The sequence below is a fragment of the Novosphingobium sp. AAP93 genome (assembly GCF_001296055.1).
Lineage (GTDB): Bacteria > Pseudomonadota > Alphaproteobacteria > Sphingomonadales > Sphingomonadaceae > Novosphingobium.
Map to the genome: position 1 here is coordinate 15,115 of NZ_LJHZ01000017.1, position 20,898 is coordinate 36,012.

Genomic DNA, 20,898 nt, shown 5'->3' on the forward strand with positions numbered 1-20,898 from the left:
ATGAGCCTGCAAGGCAGGCAGCACCGCTTCAGGACAAGACCCATGCTGATGAACACCCACGAAGCCCGTCTCGATGCCCTGCGCAAGGAGCTCGTGCGGCAGGAGCTTGACGGCTTTGTCATCCCGATTTCCGACGAGCATATGAGCGAGTACGTGGGCGCCTATGCCCAGCGCCTCGGCTGGCTGACTGGTTTCGGCGGCTCGGCCGGCACGGCGGTCGTGCTCAAGGACAAGGCCGCGATCTTCGTCGACGGGCGCTACACGCTCCAGGTCCGCGAACAGGTTGATAGCCGTCTCTATGATTACCAGTCGGTCCCGCAGACGTCCGTCGCCGCATGGCTCGGCGAACACGCGCCCGAAGGCAGCCGCATCGGCTATGACGCATGGCTCCACGGCAAGGGCTGGGCCGATGGCGTCGCCGCCGCCCTGAAGCGCCGCCACGCCAGCCTTGTTGCCGTCCAGCAGAACCCCATCGATGCGATCTGGCAGGACCGTCCCGCGCCGTCTGCCGCTCCGGCGCTCGTGCACCCAGACGAATTTGCAGGTGCCTCCGCCCACGAGAAGCGCGCTGAAGTCGCCGCATGGCTCACCGCGCGTGGGCTCGACGCTGCGGTCATCTCGGCCCTCGATTCCGTAGCCTGGTTGCTCAACATGCGCGGATCGGATGTTGACTGCACGCCCGTCGCGCTCTCGTTCGTGCTCGCCCATGCCGATGGCACGGCAGACCTCTTCATCGCTCCCGAGAAGGTCACGACCGAACTCGCCCAGCACCTCGGCAATGCGGTGCGCGTGGCTGACCGCGCTGCCTTCACCCCCGCGCTCGCCGCGCTGGCGGGCAAGAAAGTCGCGGTCGATCCCGAACGCGCGGTCGCCGCGATCTATGCCGAACTGAGGGCCGCCGGCGCCGAAGCCGTCTCGCTGACCGATCCCACCGTGCTGCCCAAGGCCTGCAAGAACCCAATCGAGCAAGCCGGCCACCGTGCCGCGCAGGCCCGCGATGGCGCGGCGATCACGCGCTTCCTCCACTGGCTCTCGAATGCCGCGCCGCAGGGCACCGAAACCGAACTCTCCGCCGCCGCCGCCCTGCGCGCCGAGCGCGAGAAGACCGGCCTGCTGCGCGATCTCTCGTTCGACACGATCTCCGCCGCTGGCCCCAATGGTGCCAGCCCGCATTACAAGGTGGACGAACACACCAACCGCGCGATCGAACCCAACAGCGTCTATCTCGTGGACTCCGGCGGCCAGTATCTCGACGGCACGACCGACATCACCCGCACTGTCTGGATCGGCCCCGACGCACCCCCGGCGGAAGTGAAAGACCGCTTCACCCGCGTGCTCAAGGGCCACATCGCGCTTGATCTCGCTGTGTTCCCGGAAGGCACCGTCGGCAGTCAGCTCGACAGCTTCGCGCGCCAGTTCCTGTGGTCCGCCGGGCTCGACTACGCACATGGTACCGGCCACGGCGTCGGCAGCTTCCTTGCGGTCCACGAAGGCCCGCAGCGCATCGCCAAGGCGGCGGGCGGGCAGGCCGGCACCGGCCAGCCGCTCCTCCCGGGCATGATTCTCTCGAACGAGCCGGGCTACTACAAGGCCGGCGAGTACGGCATCCGCATCGAGAACCTCGTGCTCGTCGAAGAACGCCAGATTCCGGGTGCCGAGGGCACGTTCATGGGCTTCGAGACGCTCACCTTCGCTCCCATCGACCGCACGCTGGTCGAACCCGCGCTGCTCCTGCCGCACGAGCGCGACTGGTGGAACACCTACCACGCCAAGGTGCGCGACCTGCTCGCCCCGCAGATGTCCGGCGCCGACCTCGCCTGGCTGGAGGCTGCCTGCGCCCCGTTGTAAGTATATCCGTTCCTGATATGTTCTGATTATCGCGACTCGATGAAGAGGAGGATTGGATGATCGGTTACGTGACTCTGGGAACCAATGATCTCGCGCGCGGCGCGAAGTTCTATGATGCGATCGCTGCCGAAATGGGCACGGGCCGCATGTACGAATGGGAAGCCGCGATTGCGTGGGGCGAGCCGGGCGCCGGCGCCGGCATCGGGCTGATGAAGCCCTACAATGGCGAGCCTGCCACAGTCGGTAACGGCGTGATGGTCGCGCTCGAAGCCAAGGATCCGGCGCATGTCGACCGGCTTTATGCTGCGGCACTCGCCAATGGCGGCACCTGCGAAGGCCCTCCGGGACCGCGCGGCGAAGGCGGATTCTACGCGGCCTATTTCCGTGATCCCGATGGCAACAAATTGAACGCCTTCGTGATGGGAGCCTGACCGTCATGGCGCACCGGCTCGATACGAACCCGATCCACATCGGCCTCGGCGCGAAGGCGGTGCCCCAGCCGCATTTCACCGGCATGGAATGGTATGGCGGCTATATCGACCGCCACGGCGCTGACGGCGCGGAAGGCCGCCTTGTCAGCCAACATGCCTTCACGACGAGCTGGGACAGCTGGGAAATGCACCCGGTGGGCGATGAGGTCGTGCTGATGCTGAGCGGCGAGGGTGTGCTCCATCAGGAGTTCGCGGATGGATCGACCGCCGAGGTTCGCCTTGTTGCCGGCGAATACGCGATCAATCCGCCTGGTGCGTGGCACACGATGGATCTGATCTCACCGGAAGCGACGGCCTTGTTCATCACGTCCGGCCTCGGCACCGAACATCGCCCGCGCTGAAACGCCCGCGACAAAGTGCGACAGAACTCTGCGCAGGCGGCATAACCCTGCGACAACTCCGGTCTAGACGGCAGACAGCGGAAAGCCCCCGTTCCGCACGCAACAAGGACCGCAAGCCATGAAGAAATCCACGCTCGCCGCTTCTGCAGCTGTCGCACTCACCGCCGCCACGGCGCTCTATGCCGTCTACCCCGCCTTCGCCGAACCCGGCCGCGATCCGATGGGCGATGCCACCGTCACCTGGGCCGATGCCAAGGCCAAAGTCGATGCGATGTGGACAAGGCTGGACGTGAACAAGGATGGTGTGCTCAATCAGGCCGACCGCGAGGCCAAGATGGCCGAGATGTTCGACATGATCGATACCAACCACGACGGTTCGATCAGCAAGGCCGAATTCATGGAGCATCACAAGAAGATGATGGATGGTCCCGGCTGGAAGGACGGCAAGGGCCGTGATGGCACCTCGGGCATGATGCCCCCGCCGCCTCCGGGTGCCGGAATGGGCATGATGATGGGTCCCGGCGCGCACTTGTTGCGCGAAATGGCCGAGAAGGCCGATGCCAATCATGACGGCACAATCACCCGCGCCGAATTCGATGCCGCCGCCAAGGCTCGCTTCGATGCCGCCGATACCAATCACGATGGCAAGCTGACTGCTGCCGAGCGCCGCGCCGCATGGATGCAGATGCGCAAGGAGCACGGCGGCTGGCGCGGGTGGCGTGGCGGCCGCGGCATGCACGGCGACATGGGCGATATGCCGCCTCCACCACCGCCGCCGGGTGCCTGATATGGCCGCCATGCCTGACGCGACCCGAGTTCTGGTCGTCGATGACGAGGCCGCGCTGCGCGAACCCCTGTCGGACTATCTGGTCCGGCAGGGGTTCGCTGCTGCGCAGGCTGCCAGTGCTGCCGAGGCCCGCGCGCGGCTCGCCGCCGAAGCCTACGATATCGTCCTGCTCGATATCATGATGCCGGGGGAGGACGGCCTCTCACTCTGCCGCCACCTGATCGAGGCGCGCCAGCTCCCTGTCATCTTCCTCACCGCGCGCGGCGAGGCGACCGACCGCATCGTCGGGCTCGAGATCGGCGCGGACGACTACGTCGTTAAACCCTTCGATCCGCGCGAGCTCGTCGCCCGCATCCGCTCGGTCCTGCGCCGCGCTGCGCGCGCGGCAGAGCCGAGGAGCGCGGCAGACGAGTTCCACTACTTGTTTGAGGGCTGGCGCCTCGATCCCCTGCGCCGTCGCCTCACCGACAGCGAAGGCGCGGTCGTCTCCATCTCCTCGGCCGAGTTCCGCCTGCTCGTCGCCTTCCTCGATCACCCGCGCCAGGTGCTCGATCGCGACCGCCTGCTCGATATGGTGCAGGGCCGCGAGGCACATCTGTTCGACCGTGCGGTCGACAACCAGATCAGCCGCCTGCGCCGCAAGGTCGAACGCGACAGCCGCAATCCCGAACTGATCCAGACGGTGTGGGGTGGCGGCTACATGCTTGCCGCCGAAGTGCGCAAGGTGCCCGCCGATGGCTGAGAGCCCGGCGCGTTTTCGCCTCTGGCCGCGCAGCCTTCAAGGCCAGATGCTGCTCGCCATCGCGCTTGCGCTGATGGTGGCGCAGGGGCTTTCCGCCGCGCTGATGTGGCGCATGCAGCACGAGCGGCACTTCGCCGGGATCGTCAACTACGCTGCGTTCAGCCTGCTCGGGCGCCATCCCCGCGCCCAGTTCGGTCCGCCGCCGCCGCCGATGGGTGAAGAACCGGAAATCGGCTTCCGCATGCCGCGCCCGCTGCGCGTGCAGGAGGAACTGCGCGCGCCGCAGATGGCCGGAGATCGCCGCCGTCCCGAGATCGAGGATGCACTGCGCCAGGTGCTCGAAGCGCAGGGCGTCGATGCCAAGCAGCTCTTTGTGGCCGAGCGCGATCCCGCGCGCGATCCGGTGATCACCGAATGGCTCGCCCGGCGCGGACCCCGCCTGCGGCCTCCCGGCCAGCCCCGCCCGCGCCTGATCGTCGCGGCAATCGGGCGGACCGACGGTAGCTGGCTCACCGCTCGCCTGCTCGCCCCGCGCACCGAACGCGCGATGCTGACGACGCTGATCGTGCAGACGCTTTTCATCTACCTCGTCCTCGTCGGCACGGTCGCGCTGATCCTGCGCCGCATCGCGCGCCCGCTGAAGGCGCTGACGGCGCAAGTCGAAGGCTTCGCCCGCTCGCGCACCGCCGCCGGCCAACTCGCGCCCGAAGGTCCCGACGACATCCGCCGGCTGATCGTGGCGCACAACGCGATGGAACGCCGCGTCGGCGCATTGCTTGACGAGAAGGACGTGATGCTCGGCGCCATCGGCCACGATCTCAAGACGCCGCTCGCCGCGCTGCGGGTGCGGATCGAGGCGGTCGAGGACGATACCGAGCGCAGCCGCATGGCCGCCACCATCGAGGATATCAACCGCTCGCTCGACGATATCCTGAGCCTCGCCCGCGTCGGCAGTCCTTCCGATCCGCTCGAGCAGACCGAACTCTCGGCGCTCGTTGCCGATGTCGTCGGCGAGTATGAGGACATGGGCGAAGACGTAACGCTCGGCGAGGCGGACCGCATGGTCATGCCGCTGCGCGCCACCTGGCTGCGGCGCGCCTTGCGCAATCTCGTCTCGAACGCGCTGCGCTACGGCATCCGCGCCCGCGTCACGCTGCGGCGCGAAGGGGGCGAGGCGGTGTTGACCGTGGAGGATGATGGCCCCGGCATCCCCGAGCACGAGATCGCCCGCATGCTGGAACCGTTCACCCGCCTCGAAGCCTCGCGCAATTCGGCCACCGGCGGCGCAGGTCTTGGCTTGACGCTCGCCCGCGCGATTGCCGACCAGCACGGCGGTGCGCTGATCCTCGCGAACCGGCGCGAAGGCGGCGAGACCAAAGGCCTCACCGCCACGCTGCGTCTGCCGCTTACTTGAGCTTCGCGATAGCCGCCGTCAGGTCGGCCCCGCGCAGCTCCTTGAGCTTGCCGCAGGCGCGCACGCGCTCGATCGTCCGCTCCAGCTCCAGTGCGCCCGACTTGCCGGCGAACTTCGCGCGCAGCCCGTCAAACTCGTCGGCCTGCGCCACCGAGCAGAAGTTGCCGAGGATCTGGGGCAGGCGCGCGCCGAAGAAGATGCCCGCACCGCCGTTCAGCAACTCGTCGAGGTGCGCTTTCATCCAGCCATAGCCATAGTCGCGCGTCTCGGGCGTATAGACCACATAGCGCACGAAATTGAGCTTCTCGGACTGGCGCAGGCGCTTGTCCTGAAACTCCTCGAGCACCCACTTCGCCGTTGCCGCATCGCCGCTCGAACCGATCGCGCCGAGCGCTGCCGGGCGGAACAGCGGGTCTTCCGAAGCCAGCGCCTTGTCCATCAGGGCCTTGGCGCCGTCCAGCTTGTGCGAGCCCAGCCAGGCATCGAACGCCGCGCCGAACAACGCAGGATCGAGCGCATCCGCATCGCCGCCGAGATAGGCATCGACCGCCGTGCTCAGCCTTGCCCGCAGCGCCTCGTCGCGCGCGGTCCCCGCAAGCAGTTCAACGAGCTGCACGCGGCGCTGCTGCTTCTCCGGATCATCGCCGGCATGTGCGCCCGCCTTCGGATCGAGCCCCAGCGCCTTCAACTGCGGGGCGTAAAGCCCATCGACGAAGGCGCGGAACTTCGGCTTCGCGCTTGCCGCGATCACGCCGCGGTCGGCCATCGCCTGCAGCAGGCCGGTGGCATTGCCGCTCGCATAGCTGTCCGGATTGGCCGCCAGCGCCCGCGCCCCTGCGATCAGTTGGTCTGAGGTCAGCCGCCCGGCGTAGAAGCTGGCGTTCATGCTGTCTTCCACCGCCAGCGCCTCGCTGCCGGTCATGCTCGGCACCGCCGCGATGAGTGCGTCCCATTCCTTGGCAGGCAGTTCGAAGCGGTAATAGCCGGTACCGCCCGCGTTGGGCATGATCGGCCCCATGCTCTTCAGCGTCACCGTCGTGGTCTTGTCAGTCATCAGCGTGCACTGGCGCACGTCGCCCTGGCGCAAGCACAGCGGGATGCCCCAGGTCGTGTCCGGACCTTTCATGCCATAGCGCACGAAGCGGCTCTGCGTGACCTTCCAGCTCTGCGGTCCGGCACGTTCCAGCGTCACCAGCGGCACACCCTGCTGATCGGTGAAGCTCTGCATTGCGGGCAGAATGCGCGGATCGCCCGCCGCATCGGCCATGGCCTTGAAGAACTCGGCGGTCGTCGCGTTGCCATACTTGTGCGCCGCCATGTAGCCGCGCACGCCGTCGCGGAACTTGGTGTCGCCCATGAACGCGGCGATCATCGCCACGACATGGCCGCCCTTGCCGTAGGTGATCGTGTCGAAGGCCGCATCGATCTGCGCGTTCTTCTCGATCGGCTGGTGGATCGGCCGTCCGGCAATCAGCGCATCGATGCCCATCGCGCTGAAGCCCTCGGCCAGTGCGCCCGCGCCGATGTTCAGGTCAGGCCGCCATTCGTTGCCGATGCGGAAGCCCATCCAGTTGGCGAAGCTCTCGTTGAGCCAGATGTCGTCCCACCACGCCGGGGTGACGAGATCGCCGAACCACTGGTGCGCCAGCTCGTGGCTGACGACCATGCCGAACGTGCGCTTCTGCGCGGTCGAGGCCTTGTCATCCATGACGAGGATGCTGTCGGCATAGAGGTCCGCGCCGGCGTTCTCCATCGCGCCGGGGAGGATCGGCGTCGTGATCTGGTCGAGCTTGGGATAGGGGAAGCTCTGGCCGAAATAGGCTTCGAGGTGCTGCACCACGCCCTTGGTGCCTTCGAGCGCGAAATCGAGCTTGCCCGCATTCTGCTTGGTCGAAACGATGCGGATCGGCAGCGGCGTCTGGCGCTGCGGTGTCGGCGGTACGGCGCCTTCCACCGTGACGAACGGGCCGACCATCAGCGCCACGAGATAGCTCGGCAGCGGAAGGGTCTGGCCGAAGGTGTGGACGGTCGTGCCGTTCACGGTTTCGGTCTTCACTTCCGGCGCATTGCTTACCGCCGTGAGACCGGCGGGCGTGCGCAGCGTGACATTCCACGGCACCTTGAAGCCCGGCTCGTCGAACGAGGGGAAGCTCGCGCGCGCGTCGATCGATTCGTGCTGAGTCCACGAATACCAGTCGTCGCCCACCTTCACGCGGAACATGCCCGCCGGGCCTTCACCGAAAGGCGCGTCATAGTCGAACGCGAAGGTCGTCTTGCCCACTGGCAGCGGCGCATCGAACACAAGCAGTGCCACGCCGGTCGGATCGACCTGCCGGAACGTGCCGACCACCGGCTCGCCGCCGACCATCGCCGTCACCTTGCCGACTTTCAGGTCGCGCCCGTGCATCCACACATAGCGGCCGGCCTTCTTCACATCGACGTCGATCTCGACATGACCGGAGAAGCGCTCCTTGGTCGGATCGACGGTCAGATCGAGCCGGTAGGTCTGCGGGACAACCGCGCCGTCGAGCTTGCCGGCGGGCATCTGGCCCGCATCCGCTGGGACTGGCGCTTCGGTCGCCGCCTGCTGGGCGAGAACGGGGGAAGCAAGGAAAGTGCCGGCGAGCAGTGTCGCGGCAAGCATCAGTGTACGCATGTCAGCCTTTCAGATCAGACCGGTAATCAGGCCCGGGCCATAATACCGCCTGCCTGCCCTGATCCTGTTTCATCCGCAACCGCATTCGACGAACCGCTCGCCTGCGTCGTCGAATGACAGTCAGCCTACCGCAGCAAGCCGCCCAGGAGGCCGCGCGCAAACCGCCCGAACGCTGCACCGCCGATCTGCGTCGCGATCGTGCCGACAATCGCGCTCGCTCCGGACTCTATCGGCGAGGCGCGCGACTTCTTGCCCGTGATCTGCGCCGCGATCACCGATCCCGCCGAAGCGGCGATGGCGCCAACCGCAGCCTTGCCCGCCTTGCCCCACATCGAAGGCGTCTGCCGTGCCGAGGCCTGCTGCGCGGCGGCTCCCTCGGCTTCCACCTGCTGTGCGGCGGCAGCGGCATCGGCAGCCTTCTGCGCGAGCACTTCGGAAGCAGACTCGCGGTTCACCGCCGTGTCGTACTTGCCCTCGAACGGGCTGATCGACTGGATCACCGCGCGTTCCTTCGCGTCCAGCGGCCCCAGCCGCGAACGCGGCGGCGCCACCAAAGTCCGCTGCACGATCCCCGGCGCACCATCGGCATCGAGCGTCGAAACCAGCGCCTCGCCCACCTTCAGTTCAGTGATCACGGTCTCGACATCGAGATCGGGATTGATGCGGAAGGTCTCTGCCGCTGCCCGAATCGCCTTCTGGTCGCGCGGCGTGAACGCCCGCAGGGCATGCTGAACCCGGTTGCCCAGCTGGCCCGCGATCTTCTCCGGAATGTCGATCGGGTTCTGCGAGACGAAATAAACGCCTACGCCCTTCGAACGGATCAGGCGGACGACTTGCTCCACCTTGTCGAACAGCGCTTGCGGGGCGTCGTCGAACAACAGGTGCGCCTCGTCGAAGAAGAACACCAGCTTGGGCTTTTCGGGATCGCCCACTTCCGGCAGCGCCTCGAACAGCTCGCTCAAAAGCCACAGCAGGAATGTCGCGTAGAGCTTCGGGCTCTGCATCAGCTTCTCGGCGCTGAGCACGTTGACATAGCCGCGCGCCTGATCGTCGGTCTTGATGAAGTCGTTGATCTCGAACGCCGGTTCCCCGAAAAACCGGTCCGCGCCCTGGCTCTCGAATGCCAGCAACTGGCGCTGGATGGTGCCGACGCTGGCCTTGGAAACATTGCCGTACTTGGCCGCCAGCTCGCCGGCATTCTGCGCGCAGGCCATCAGCGTCGCCTGCAGGTCGGCGAGGTCCAGCAGCAGCAGCCCGTTGTCGTCGGCATAGCGGAACGCGATGTTGAGCACGCCTTCCTGCGTCTCGTTGAGCCCCATCAGCCGCGCCAGCAGCAGCGGGCCCATTTCCGAAATCGTCGTGCGGATAGGATGCCCGGCTTCGCCGTAGAGGTCCCAGAACACCACCGGATTGTCGGCATAGGTGAACGGATCGATGCCGAGTTCCTTCGCGCGGCTCTCGATCTTGTCGGCATGCTTGAACGTCGGGCTGCCGGGCATGCCGATGCCGGAAAGGTCGCCCTTCACGTCGGCGAGGAACACCGGCACGCCGCGCGCGGAAAACTGCTCGGCCATGCCCTGAAGGGTCACTGTCTTGCCGGTCCCGGTCGCCCCCGCCACAAGTCCGTGGCGGTTGGCGCGGTCCAGCCGCAGCATCTGGCGTTCGCCGCCTGCACTCAGGCCAATGTAGATGTCGTCCATAAGCAGTATTCCACCCGTGCCGTGCTTCCAGCCATGTCCCGCCGTTCTTGTTCCCCGGAATGAAAGAGTAGGAAAGCGCTTTTTGCATCCGGGGCGGAGCGCCGCTAAAGCGCGGTTCCCATCATGACCGCCAATCCCTTCATCCTGCTCGACGACGCCCGCGAAGAAGGCGCTGGCCCGGCGCGGCTCTATGCGGCCCCGGCGGAGATCGTCGTCGCGCGCCGGCCGGATGAGGTGGAAGCCGCGCTCGCCCGCATTGGCGCAGCGCCGGGGCACTGGGCGGGCCTGATCGCCTACGAAGCCGGCCTCGCGCTCGAACCGCGCCTTGCCGCACGCCTGCCTGCCCGTACCGGCGCGACCGGGCCATTGGTCTGGTTCGCCCGCTTTGCCGAAATGCGCGAACTAACCGATGCCGAGGCGCAAGATTGGCTTGATGCGGCGGTGGAAGGCAAGGGCCGCCTCGGTCCGCTCGATCCGCAAGTCTCGCCCGGCGGCTACGGCACTGGCTTCGAGAGCCTCAAGTCGGCCATTTCCGCCGGCGACATCTATCAGGCGAACTACACCTTCGAGCTTGGCGGCTCATGGACCGGTGATCCGCTCGCCATCTACCGCGCGCTCCGGTCCGACGCCCGCTCCGGCTACGGGGCGGTGATCTGGGACGGCGCACACTGGCACCTCTCGGTCTCGCCCGAGCTGTTTTTCACGCTGGAGGATGGCCGCGCCGAGGTCCGTCCGATGAAGGGCACTGCCCCGCGCGGACGGACACTGGAGGAAGACGCGGCAAACAAGGCGGCGCTTTCAGCCAGCGTCAAGGATCTCGCCGAGAACCTGATGATCGTCGACTTGATGCGCAACGATCTCTCGCGCGTCGCTGAGCCCGGCAGCGTGCGCGTCGAAGCGCCCTTCGCGGTCGAGACCTACCCCACCGTCCACCAGATGGTGACCACGGTCCACGCCCGCCTGCAGCCCGGCGCCGATGCCCGCGATCTGGTACGCGCGATCTTCCCCTGCGGCTCGATCACCGGCGCGCCCAAGATCCGTGCGATGGAACTGATCGACGAGATCGAACGCGATGCACGCGGCCTCTACTGCGGCGCCATCGGGCGGATCGACGTGTCCGAAAATCAGCAGGCTGGTGACGCCGCCTTCAATGTGGCAATCCGGACCGTACGGCTGCTTCCGGACTATCCGGGCGCGGGCCGGGGGCGCGCTACCATGGGGGTCGGTTCCGCAGTCGTTGCGGACTCTGCATCCCTTGCCGAATGGCGCGAATGCCTGGTGAAAGGGGATGTCTTGCGTCTGGAGGCCAGCAGCGCCGATCTGATCGAGACGATGGCGTTCGATCCGGCAGAGGGCATCGCGCTCCTCGAACTCCACCTCGAACGCATGAAGGCCAGCGCTGCCGAACTCGGCTTCGAATTCGATCGCCACGCGCTGCGTAACGCCATCCACGTCCTCTGTTTCGATCTCGATGCACCATCCAAAGTGCGCCTCCTCGTCTCGAAAAGCGGTACCCACGCGCTCGACGCGGCGCCGATGCCACCGGCCCTGCCGGACCCGGCGATCTGCGCCATCCTGCCTCAGCCGGTGGCGGAAGGCGATTGGCGCCTGCGTCACAAGACCACCGACCGGCACTTCTACGAGGATGCCCTGCGCGCAGCCAAGGCCGCCGGAGCGCATGAAGCCCTGCTCCTGCGCGATGATGGCCGCCTCACCGAAGGCAGCTTCACGAACATTTTCGTGCCTCGCGGCGACGTGCTGGTCACGCCGCCCGCCGCACTCGGCCTCCTCCCCGGCGTGCTGCGCCGCAGCCTGCTGGGTAGCGGCCGCGCGGTCGAAGGCGATGTGCGCCTGAACGATCTCGAATCCGGCTTCTTCATCGGCAACGCCCTGCGCGGCCTGATCCCCGCCAGGCTGCTCGGCGCATGAGCGAGCCGCATTTCAGCGAGGCTCTGGGGCGCATTTCCGCCTCGCGCACCACGGTGATGACCGACCGCGCCATCGCGCTGCGCGCCGAAGGCCGCGACATCATTTCGCTTTCGGTCGGCGAGCCGGACTTTCCCACCCCGCCACACGTGATCGAAGCCGCCAAGGCCGCGCTCGATGCGGGCGACACGCGCTACACCGCCGTCCCCGGCACGGCCGCGCTCAGGGAAGCCGCCGCGCTCCATTTCGCGCGGGACCTTGGTATCGAGGTTCCGCCGTCGCAAGTGATCGTCAGCGCGGGCGGCAAGCAGGCGATCTTCCTCGCCATCACCGCCACCGCTGGCCCCGGCGACGAAGTCCTGATCCCGGCCCCGTGGTGGGTCAGCTACCCCGAAATCGTCCGCTTCGCCGGGGCCGTGCCCGTCGCACTGCCGACCACGCCCGAAACCGGCTACCGCATCAGCGCGGCTCAACTGGCTGCCGGGATCACCCCGCGCACCCGCTGGCTCCTGCTCAACAGCCCCGGCAATCCCACCGGCGCGGTCTACTCCGCCGATGACCTTGCCGCGCTTGGCGAAGTCCTGCGCCGTCACCCCCAGGTCCTTGTCCTCAGCGACGATATCTACGCGCCCTTGCGCTACACCTTCGGCGCCCACGCCACGCTCGCGGTTGTGTGCCCTGACCTTTCCGACCGTGTCCTCACCGTCTCCGGCGTCTCCAAGAGCCACGCGATGACCGGCTTCCGCATCGGCGTTTCCACCGGACCGCAGTGGCTGATCGGCGCTATGGCCAAGCTGCAGTCGCACGCTTCGGGCAATCCCTGCTCGATCAGCCAGGCCGCCGCCGTTGCTGCCTTCACCGGCCCGCAGGAGTTCCTGCTCGATTGGCGCGACCGTTTCCGCGTGCGCCGCGATGCCGCCGTCGCAGCCCTCAATGCGATCCCCGGCCTTTCGACTCCCGTGCCGGATGGCGCATTCTACTGCCTCATCGACGCGGCCCCGCTGATGGCCCGTTTCGGCGATGACGAGGCGCTCGCGCTTCATCTCCTCGACCATGGCATCGCGGTCGTCGCCGCATCGGCCTTCGGCGGCAAGGACGGCTTCCGCATCAGCTTCGCCGCAGATGACACCCGCCTTGCAGAAGCTTTCCGGCGCATCGCGGGTGCGCTGGCATGATCACGCTCCCCATCCTGTTCGAGGACGGCGAGGCGCTCGTCATCGACAAGCCCGCCGGCCTCCCGATCGACCGACCGCGCGCCGGAGGCACCAGCCTCGAGAACTATCTCGATGCCCTGCGCCTCGGCTTCCAGCGCCTGCCGCTCGCGGTACACCGGCTCGATCAGGATACCTCGGGCTGCCTGCTCCTCGCGCGCCACGCCAAGGCCCACAAGCGCTTCGCCGCTGCGTTCGAGGCGCGGCAGGTGGAAAAAGTCTACCTCGGCATTGTCGCGGCCCCCGTCGCCGAGGATGAGGGAACCATCGCGTTAAATCTCTCCAAGATCAGCAGCGCCGAAAAAGGCTGGCGCATGATCCCGGCCCGTGCCGGTAAACCCGCCGTCACCCACTGGCGCGTGGTCGAGCGCAAGGACGACCTCACCCTTGTCGAGTTTCGCCCCGAAACCGGCCGCACCCATCAGATCCGCGTCCATGCGCTCGCCGGCCTTGGTGCCGCACTGCTTGGCGATCCGATCTACGGCACGGGCGGAGGCGCGCGCCGTACCATGCTCCACGCCGCCGCGCTCACCGTCCCGCGCGAAGGCAAGCCGCCGATTGCCGCCACCGCGCCGCTTCCCGCCGATTTCGCCGCTCTCGGGTTCACATGTCCGCAGCAGACGCCCTGATCGAGCGCGCGCTCGGCCTGATCGAGGAGAGCTTCATCGCCTCCGCAGGCCCCGGCGGGCAGAACGTCAACAAGGTGGCGACTGCTGTCCAGCTCCGCCTTGATGTCTTCGCGCTGCGTCTCACGCCCGAAGTGTTCCACCGCCTCAAGGACCTCGCCGGCAGCAAAATGACCGCCAAGGGCGAGATCATCCTCACCGCGCGCACGTACCGCACGCAGGAACAGAACCGCGAGGACGCGAGGAGCCGCCTCGCCGAACTCTTGCGTGAAGCGGCGACATTGCCCGCCCGCCGCGCCAAGTCCCGCCTCAACCGCGTCGGCAAGACCGAACGACTGGCGGGCAAAAAGAACCGCAGCGCGATCAAGGCCGGGCGCGGCAAGGTGTGGCTGGACTAGGGCTTTTTGGCAGGCTCCGCCGCTGCCGCTTCCGAAGCAGGGATCGTTGCCAGATCGGCGGGAACCGTCGCATCCACCAGCGGCGGGGCAGGGCGCTTCTGCAGCATTTCCGCCGCTTCATCGAGCGCGCGGGCTTCGCCGACGGTCACGCCGCCGGGCCCCGGATCAGTGTCCTGCTGACAGCCGTCGAGGCAAAGGGCTGCGGGGAGCAGCGCCAGTGCGGTCAGAGCCGCGCGCAGGCTCCCCGAGCGCCTCATTACTGCGGCTTCTGCTGCGATTCTTCAGCGGCAGCAGCGGCAGCGGCCTTGGCTTCCTCGGCTGCCGAGACGGCGCTGTCAGCCGCGCTCTTTGCAGCATCCTCGGCGCTCAGCGCGGCCTGCGAGGCATCGGCGGCGGGAGCCGGAGCAGCTGCCGACGGCTCTGCCGAAGGCAGTTCGTCCGCGGGCATCTCGACGTTGTCAGCGGTTGCGCCCGAAGAAGCGTCGTCGGTCTTGCCGCAGGCGCTCAGCGCGAAGGCCGCCGCGCAGGCCAGCACGGTCGCGAGGCGCTTGATCTGGGTGGTCTTGGTCATGATAGTCCCTCAGGCTGATCTGTATGGTCCGTTCCGGCGGCATATCACCGCGGTGCCCGCGCGTTCTAGTGCGCCGTATTGGCCATGGCAAACCTCAAACGGACGACGTTAAGGGTTATCTGATCGTTCTATCATATAAGGATGTCCTTATATGTCTTGCATCATATAAAGAAGGCTTTATATCGCTATGCCAATGTCCGTGCTCGAAACCCTCCGCGCCTTGGCTGATCCGACCCGGCTGCGCATCATGCGGCTGCTGGCCAGCATGGAACTCGCCGTGGGCGAATTGGCGCAAGTGCTCGGGCAGAGCCAGCCACGTGTTTCCCGGCACATCAAGATCCTTTGCGATGCGGGTCTTGCCGAGCGTCGCCGCGAAGGCGGCTGGGTCTTCCTGCGCACCGCCGTCAGCGAAGCCGGTGCGCCCGACGCACTTGGCACCGCGCTCGCCCGCGTGCTCATCACTGCCGAGGCGGACGACTCAGCTTTCGGCGCGCAATGCGCCGAAGACCGCCAGCACCTCGGCGTGATCCGTTCCGCGCGCGAGGCCACGGCGGCAGACTATTTCGCCCGCCATGCCGCTGAATGGGACGAGCTGCGCAGTCTCCATATCGCCGATGGCCCGGTCGAAGCGGCGCTGGGCGAAATGCTCTCCGGCCAGATCGGCCGCCTGCTCGATGTCGGCACCGGCACTGGCCGCATCGCCGAACTCTTCGCAGACCGCGCCGCGCACCTCACTGGTCTCGACAAGAGCCCGGAAATGCTGCGCCTCGCCCGCACCCGGTTGCAGCACCTGCCGGCCGGCCACGTCACGCTGGTTCAGGGCGATTTCGCGCAGTTGCCCTTCCCCGATGCCAGAATCGATGGGGGCTTTGACACGGTGCTGTTCCACCAGGTCCTCCACTATGCGCTCGCCCCGCAGGCCGTGCTGGCCGAAGCGGCGCGTGTCACGGCGCCGGGTGGACGCATCGTCATCGTCGATTTCGCCCCGCACGAGCGCGAGGAACTGCGCACTGCGCATGCCCACGCCCGCCTCGGTTTCTCCGATGCCCAGATCGCCGCGCTGCTCACCGGTGCCGGGTTCGATCCCGCGGGTGACCGCGCGCTTCCGGGGCACGAGCTCATCGTCAAGATCTGGACCGGCGTCCGCCGTGCCGCGCTCACCGAATTTCCAAGACTGGTAACCGCATGACCACCACCTTCGACCAACTGCGCGAGGCGCGCACCGCGCTCGATACCCCGCTCTTCGCCGGACTTCCCGGTGATATCCGCGTCAGTTTCGAGTTCTTTCCCCCGCGCACCGATCCGCTGATGGAGCAGCTGTGGGACGTCGTCACCACGCTTGCCCCGCTGCGCCCCAGCTTCGTCTCGGTAACCTACGGCGCGGGCGGCTCGACGCGCGATCGCACGCACGGCACCGTCGCGCGGATCATCAAGGAAGCGCGCCTCCCCGCCGCCGCGCACCTCACGTGCGTCGAAGCCAGCAAGGCCGAGATCCAGGAAGTCGCAGAAAGCTACTGGGAAGCGGGCGTGCGCCACATCGTCGCGCTGCGCGGTGATATGGGCGCGCCCGGCGTGCCCTTCACCCCGCATCCCGATGGCTATGCCAATGCCGCAGACCTCGTCGCAGGCCTCAAGAAGATCGCTCCGTTCGAAATTTCGGTCGCGGCCTATCCCGAATGCCATCCGGATTCGCCCAGCGTCGAAGCCGATATCGACAACCTCAAGCGCAAGCTCGATGCCGGCGCCACCCGCGCCATCAGCCAGTTCTTCTTCGAACCGGAGACCTTCTTCCGCTTCCGTGACAGGCTCGCCGCTGCCGGGATCACTGCCCCGGTGCTGCCGGGCATTCTGCCTGTTTCCAATGTCGCGCAGACGCGCAAGTTCGCTGCCGCTTGCGGCGCGCACATCCCGGCATGGATGGACGGTCTGTTCGAAGGGCTCGACCATCACCCGTCCTCGCGCCAGCTCGTTGCCGCAACGGTCTGCGCCGAGTTCTGCCGCCGTCTCTATGCGGGCGGCGTGCGCGACTTCCACTTCTACACCCTCAACCGGGCCGAGCTGTCCTACGCGATCTGCCACCTGCTCGGCCTGCGCCCCGAACGTGCCCCGCTGGAGCAAGCCGCATGACGATTACCCCATCTGCTGCCCGCGCCGCGCTTCTCGCGCAGGCCAGGGAACGCATCCTCATCACCGACGGCGCGTTCGGCACAGAGATCCAGAACTGGAAGCTCACCGAGGCCGACTATGCAGGCAATCTAGGCCTCTCGCGCGATCAGAAGGGTAACAACGATATCCTCGCGCTGACGGCACCCCACGTGCCCGAATCGATCCACCGCGCCTATTTCGCGGCCGGCGCGGATATCGCCGAAACCAACACCTTCTCGGCCAACCGCATCAGCCAGGCGGACTACGGCGCCGAGCACCTCGTGCGCGAGATCAACCTCGAAAGCGCGAAGCTCGCCCGCCGGGTGGCCAACGAATTCCAGTCCGATGACGAGCGCCCGCGCTTCGTCGCCGGCGCCATCGGCCCGACCAACAAGACGCTCTCGCTCTCGCCCGACGTCAACGACCCCGGCTTCCGCGAGATCGACTGGGACTTCCTCGTCGAGGTCTACCGTGAGCAGGCCGAAGCCCTCGTGGAAGGCGGCGCGGACTTCATCCTCGTCGAGACGGTGTTCGATACGCTCAACGCCAAGGCCGCGATCATGGCTGTCCGCCAACTCGAGCAGCAGCTTGGCCGCGAAGTGCCGATCATGCTCTCGATGACGCTGACGGACCTTTCGGGCCGCAACCTGTCCGGCCATACGGTCGAGGCCTTCTGGTACGCGGTGCGCCACGCCCGCCCTGTCACCATCGGCCTCAATTGCTCATTCGGCGCGCAGCAACTGCGCCCCCACGTCCGCGCACTGGCCCAGCTCGCCGATACGCTGATCATGGTCTATCCCAACGCGGGCCTGCCCAACGAGCTTGGCCAGTATGACGAGATGCCTGCCACCACGGCAGGTTTCGTCCACGAATGGGCTGAACATGGCCAGGTCAATGTGCTCGGCGGCTGCTGCGGCTCGACGCCTGAACACATTGCCGCCATCGCCCGCTCGGTGCAAGGCCTGCCGCCGCGCGTGCTGCCCCGGCACCAGACCGCGACCGCACTCGCCGGCCTCGAACCGTTTGTATTGGCGTGATGCCAAACCGCACGTTGCCCGCTGAATTGGCCATGGGGCTGACTACCGCGAAGATCGAACTCGAACGATCCGAGGGTGAGCTTTGGTCTGAGGAGCGGAAGGCAGGTTGGCTGAAGGCATTGACAGCAATCGAACAGAACTTGGCAGCAGGCGAACAAGGACACGGCTTCAGCATTTTGCGGTCACTTGACTCGCAAGATGCAGCGCTAATGGAGACCCCAGCCGGGCAAGCACTTCTGCAGCTTTCTCGGCTCCTACGCGCTGCCGGTACTCACTATTACAACTGATCAGGACACAATGAACGTTCAAACCTCCGCCCGCTTCGTCAACGTCGGCGAACGCACCAACGTCACTGGCTCCGCCGCGTTCAAGAAGCTGATCCTCGCGGGGGACTACACCAAGGCAGTCGAAGTTGCGCGCCAGCAGGTCGAGAACGGCGCGCAGATCATCGACGTCAACATGGACGAGGGCCTGCTCGATGCGGTCCACGCCATGACGACGTTCCTCAAGCTGATCGCCGCCGAGCCCGATATCGCCCGCGTGCCGGTGATGATCGACAGCTCGAAATGGGAGGTGATCGAGGCCGGGCTCAAGTGCGTATCGGGCAAGCCCATCGTCAATTCGATCTCGATGAAGGAAGGCGAGGAAGCCTTCCTCGCCGCCGCGCGCAAGTGCATGGATTATGGCGCTGCCGTCGTCGTCATGGCCTTCGACGAGAAGGGCCAGGCCGATACCAAGGCGCGCAAGGTCGAGATCTGCGAGCGCGCCTACAAACTGCTCACCGGCATCGGCTTTCCGGCCGAGGACATCATTTTCGATCCCAACATCTTCGCTGTCGCCACCGGCATCGAAGAGCATGACCGCTATGCGCTCGATTTCATCGAAGCCGCGCGCGAGATCCGCGCCCGCTGCCTCCATGTCCACATCTCGGGCGGCCTTTCCAACCTCTCGTTTTCGTTCCGCGGCAACGAGACCGTGCGCCGCGCGATGCATTCGGTGTTTCTCTACCATGCGATTCCGGCGGGCATGGACATGGCCATCGTCAACGCGGGCCAGCTCGACATCTACGACCAGATCGACCCCGTGCTGCGCGAGGCCTGCGAGGACGTGCTCCTCATGCGCCACCCGGACGCCACAGAACGGCTGATCACGCTGGCGGAAAGCTTCAAGGGCAAGGACGCCGTCGCCGAAAAGGCCGCCGAGGAATGGCGCGGGTGGGACGTCGTTCGCCGTCTGGAACACGGGCTCGTCAAGGGCATCGACCTTTACGTGGTCGAGGATACCGAGGAAGCCCGCGCGGAAATCGCCGCACGCGGCGGCCGCCCCATCGAAGTGATCGAAGGCCCCCTGATGCAGGGCATGAACACGGTCGGCGACCTGTTCGGCTCGGGCAAGATGTTCCTCCCGCAGGTGGTCAAATCCGCGCGCGTGATGAAGAAGGCTGTCGCGCACCTCATCCCCTTCATCGAGGCGGAGAAGGAGGAAGGTGCCAAGGCCAAGGGCCGCATCGTGATGGCCACGGTCAAGGGCGACGTCCACGATATCGGCAAGAACATCGTCGGTGTCGTGCTCCAGTGCAACGGCTATGAAGTGATCGACCTCGGCGTCATGGTCCCCTGGTCGAAAATCCTCGAGACCGCCAAGGCCGAGGACGCGGACATGATCGGCCTGTCCGGCCTTATCACCCCCTCGCTCGACGAGATGGTGACCGTGGCCGAGGAAATGCAGCGCGCCGGGTTCACCATCCCGCTGCTGATCGGCGGCGCGACCACCAGCAAAGTCCACACCGCGCTGCGCATCGATCCGGCCTATGAAGGTCCGGTCGTCCACGTGCTCGACGCCAGCCGCGCGGTCGGCGTCGCCAGCCAGCTGCTGTCCGACACCCAGCGCGATGGTTTTGTCGAGGCGACGGCAGGCGAATACCAGCACGTGCGCGATCTGCGCGCGGGCAAGGAAGCCTCGGTCCTCTTGAGCCTCGCCGATGCCCGCGCCAATGCATACATTCCCGATCTCTCCGAAAAGGCCCCGCCGCCCGAACAGCCGGGCCTCCACGTCTTCCCCGAATGGGACCTCGCGGACCTCGCCGAATGCATCGACTGGACTCCGTTCTTCCGCGCCTGGGAACTCGCCGGCACCTATCCCGCTATTCTCGATGACGAGATCGTCGGCGAATCTGCCCGCAGCTTGTTTGCCGATGCGCGCAAGATGCTAGATCAGATCATCGCCGAAAAGTGGTTCACCGCGAAGGGCGTTACGGGCTTCTGGCCGTGCCACCGCGAGGAAGACGATGTCGTGCTTTATCTGCCGGAGGAGGAGCGCCACGTCCGCCTCCCCTTCCTTCGCCAGCAGATCCGCAAGAGCCGCGACCGCAAGAACATGTGCCTTGCCGATTTCATCGATCCGCAGGGCGATTGGCTCGGCGGCTTCGCGGTCGGCATCCACGGCATCGAACCGCATCTCGAACGCTTCAAGGCGGCGCATGACGATTACAACGACATTCTGCTGAAGGCGCTCGCCGACCGCTTCGCCGAAGCCTATGCCGAGCGCCTCCACCAGCATGTGCGCACCACGCTCTGGGCCTATGCGCCGGGCGAACAGCTCACCAACGAAGCGCTGATCAAGGAACAGTACCGCGGCATCCGCCCCGCTCCGGGCTATCCCGCCTGCCCTGACCACAGCCTCAAGCCGATCCTGTTCGATCTGCTGAAAGCGCAGGACAACGCCGGAATCGTGCTGACCGAATCGCAGGCCATGCTGCCCACCGCCGCCGTATCGGGTTTCTACTTCGCGCACCCCGAAAGCGAGTATTTCGGCGTCGCCCGCATCGGCCGCGATCAGGTGGAAGACTACGCGGTCCGCCGCGGTTTCGATCTGGCGACAACGGAGCGTTGGCTGCGGCCCAACCTCGACTGAAGGCTTAACCACTGCCGTTATCCCCAAGCACCGGACGCCCGGGATGCAATGGCAATGGCTCTCGCATCCCGGAGGCTGTAGTCACGCACACA

The 20,898-nt window shown here is 66.6% G+C and carries 19 protein-coding genes; 15 read left to right on the forward strand and 4 right to left on the reverse strand.

Annotated features, from left to right (window positions below; genetic code table 11):
* Positions 1 to 48: 48 nt before the first annotated feature.
* The 6 genes from IP83_RS03280 (at position 49) to IP83_RS03305 (ending at position 5,623) form a co-directional block, all read left to right on the forward strand.
* The gene (locus tag IP83_RS03280) at positions 49 to 1,848 is read left to right on the forward strand and encodes an aminopeptidase P family protein (protein ID WP_054120812.1); all 1,800 of its coding nucleotides are present in this window, start codon (positions 49 to 51) and stop codon (positions 1,846 to 1,848) included.
* Between the two features lie 56 nt (positions 1,849 to 1,904).
* Positions 1,905 to 2,279 (forward strand): VOC family protein, encoded by a 375-nt coding sequence (locus IP83_RS03285; protein ID WP_054120784.1) that lies wholly within the window; start codon positions 1,905 to 1,907, stop codon positions 2,277 to 2,279.
* Between the two features lie 5 nt (positions 2,280 to 2,284).
* On the forward strand, positions 2,285 to 2,680 hold the full coding sequence (locus tag IP83_RS03290; protein WP_054120785.1) for a cupin domain-containing protein: 396 nt from the start codon (positions 2,285 to 2,287) through the stop codon (positions 2,678 to 2,680).
* Positions 2,681 to 2,798: 118 nt separating this feature from the next.
* Positions 2,799 to 3,467, forward strand: a complete 669-nt coding sequence (locus IP83_RS03295; RefSeq protein WP_054120786.1) for an EF-hand domain-containing protein — start codon at positions 2,799 to 2,801, stop codon at positions 3,465 to 3,467.
* Positions 3,468 to 3,477: 10 nt separating this feature from the next.
* Positions 3,478 to 4,209: a response regulator gene (locus IP83_RS03300; RefSeq protein ID WP_054120813.1), complete on the forward strand. Its 732-nt coding sequence runs from the start codon at positions 3,478 to 3,480 to the stop codon at positions 4,207 to 4,209.
* A complete protein-coding gene (locus IP83_RS03305; protein WP_054120787.1) occupies positions 4,202 to 5,623 on the forward strand; it encodes a HAMP domain-containing sensor histidine kinase in 1,422 nt (473 codons plus the stop codon). Before IP83_RS03300 ends, IP83_RS03305 begins: the two co-directional genes overlap by 8 nt.
* Here IP83_RS03305 and IP83_RS03310 read toward each other — a convergent pair.
* Positions 5,616 to 8,279: a M1 family metallopeptidase gene (locus IP83_RS03310; protein WP_054120788.1), complete on the reverse strand. Its 2,664-nt coding sequence runs from the start codon at positions 8,277 to 8,279 to the stop codon at positions 5,616 to 5,618. The two genes, IP83_RS03305 and IP83_RS03310, sit on opposite strands and share 8 nt — an antisense overlap.
* 125 nt (positions 8,280 to 8,404) lie before the next feature.
* The gene (locus IP83_RS03315) at positions 8,405 to 9,979 is read right to left on the reverse strand and encodes a helicase HerA-like domain-containing protein (RefSeq protein ID WP_054120789.1); all 1,575 of its coding nucleotides are present in this window, start codon (positions 9,977 to 9,979) and stop codon (positions 8,405 to 8,407) included.
* 123 nt (positions 9,980 to 10,102) lie between these two features.
* Here IP83_RS03315 and pabB point away from each other — a divergent pair, with 123 nt between their 5' ends.
* The 4 genes from pabB to arfB are packed head-to-tail and all read left to right on the forward strand — an operon-like array spanning position 10,103 to position 14,140.
* On the forward strand, positions 10,103 to 11,908 hold the full coding sequence (pabB, locus tag IP83_RS03320) for an aminodeoxychorismate synthase component I (protein ID WP_054120790.1): 1,806 nt from the start codon (positions 10,103 to 10,105) through the stop codon (positions 11,906 to 11,908).
* Positions 11,905 to 13,080 (forward strand): pyridoxal phosphate-dependent aminotransferase, encoded by a 1,176-nt coding sequence (locus IP83_RS03325; RefSeq protein WP_054120791.1) that lies wholly within the window; start codon positions 11,905 to 11,907, stop codon positions 13,078 to 13,080. Before pabB ends, IP83_RS03325 begins: the two co-directional genes overlap by 4 nt.
* The gene (locus IP83_RS03330; protein ID WP_054120792.1) at positions 13,077 to 13,745 is read left to right on the forward strand and encodes an RluA family pseudouridine synthase; all 669 of its coding nucleotides are present in this window, start codon (positions 13,077 to 13,079) and stop codon (positions 13,743 to 13,745) included. Before IP83_RS03325 ends, IP83_RS03330 begins: the two co-directional genes overlap by 4 nt.
* Positions 13,724 to 14,140 (forward strand): alternative ribosome rescue aminoacyl-tRNA hydrolase ArfB, encoded by a 417-nt coding sequence (gene arfB / locus IP83_RS03335; protein WP_054120793.1) that lies wholly within the window; start codon positions 13,724 to 13,726, stop codon positions 14,138 to 14,140. The genes IP83_RS03330 and arfB overlap by 22 nt, the downstream gene beginning before the upstream one ends.
* Here the strand turns inward: arfB and IP83_RS03340 are convergent.
* Positions 14,137 to 14,397: a hypothetical protein gene (locus IP83_RS03340; protein WP_054120794.1), complete on the reverse strand. Its 261-nt coding sequence runs from the start codon at positions 14,395 to 14,397 to the stop codon at positions 14,137 to 14,139. The genes arfB and IP83_RS03340 overlap by 4 nt on opposite strands.
* A complete protein-coding gene (locus IP83_RS03345) occupies positions 14,397 to 14,711 on the reverse strand; it encodes a hypothetical protein (protein ID WP_143146853.1) in 315 nt (104 codons plus the stop codon). The genes IP83_RS03340 and IP83_RS03345 overlap by 1 nt, the downstream gene beginning before the upstream one ends.
* Before the next feature lie 193 nt (positions 14,712 to 14,904).
* Here IP83_RS03345 and IP83_RS03350 point away from each other — a divergent pair, with 193 nt between their 5' ends.
* The 5 genes from IP83_RS03350 to metH are packed head-to-tail and all read left to right on the forward strand — an operon-like array spanning position 14,905 to position 20,806.
* Positions 14,905 to 15,900, forward strand: coding sequence for a metalloregulator ArsR/SmtB family transcription factor (locus IP83_RS03350; protein ID WP_054120795.1), 996 nt, complete (start codon positions 14,905 to 14,907; stop codon positions 15,898 to 15,900).
* A complete protein-coding gene (gene metF / locus IP83_RS03355; RefSeq protein WP_054120796.1) occupies positions 15,897 to 16,838 on the forward strand; it encodes a methylenetetrahydrofolate reductase [NAD(P)H] in 942 nt (313 codons plus the stop codon). The genes IP83_RS03350 and metF overlap by 4 nt, the downstream gene beginning before the upstream one ends.
* A complete protein-coding gene (locus tag IP83_RS03360; RefSeq protein WP_054120797.1) occupies positions 16,835 to 17,893 on the forward strand; it encodes a homocysteine S-methyltransferase family protein in 1,059 nt (352 codons plus the stop codon). Before metF ends, IP83_RS03360 begins: the two co-directional genes overlap by 4 nt.
* A 32-nt stretch (positions 17,894 to 17,925) precedes the next feature.
* Positions 17,926 to 18,180 carry a hypothetical protein gene (locus IP83_RS03365; RefSeq protein ID WP_156309560.1) on the forward strand — a complete coding sequence of 85 codons (255 nt, stop codon included), beginning with the start codon at positions 17,926 to 17,928 and terminating at the stop codon, positions 18,178 to 18,180.
* 10 nt (positions 18,181 to 18,190) lie between these two features.
* On the forward strand, positions 18,191 to 20,806 hold the full coding sequence (metH, locus tag IP83_RS03370) for a methionine synthase (protein ID WP_054120799.1): 2,616 nt from the start codon (positions 18,191 to 18,193) through the stop codon (positions 20,804 to 20,806).
* Positions 20,807 to 20,898 lie beyond the last annotated feature (92 nt).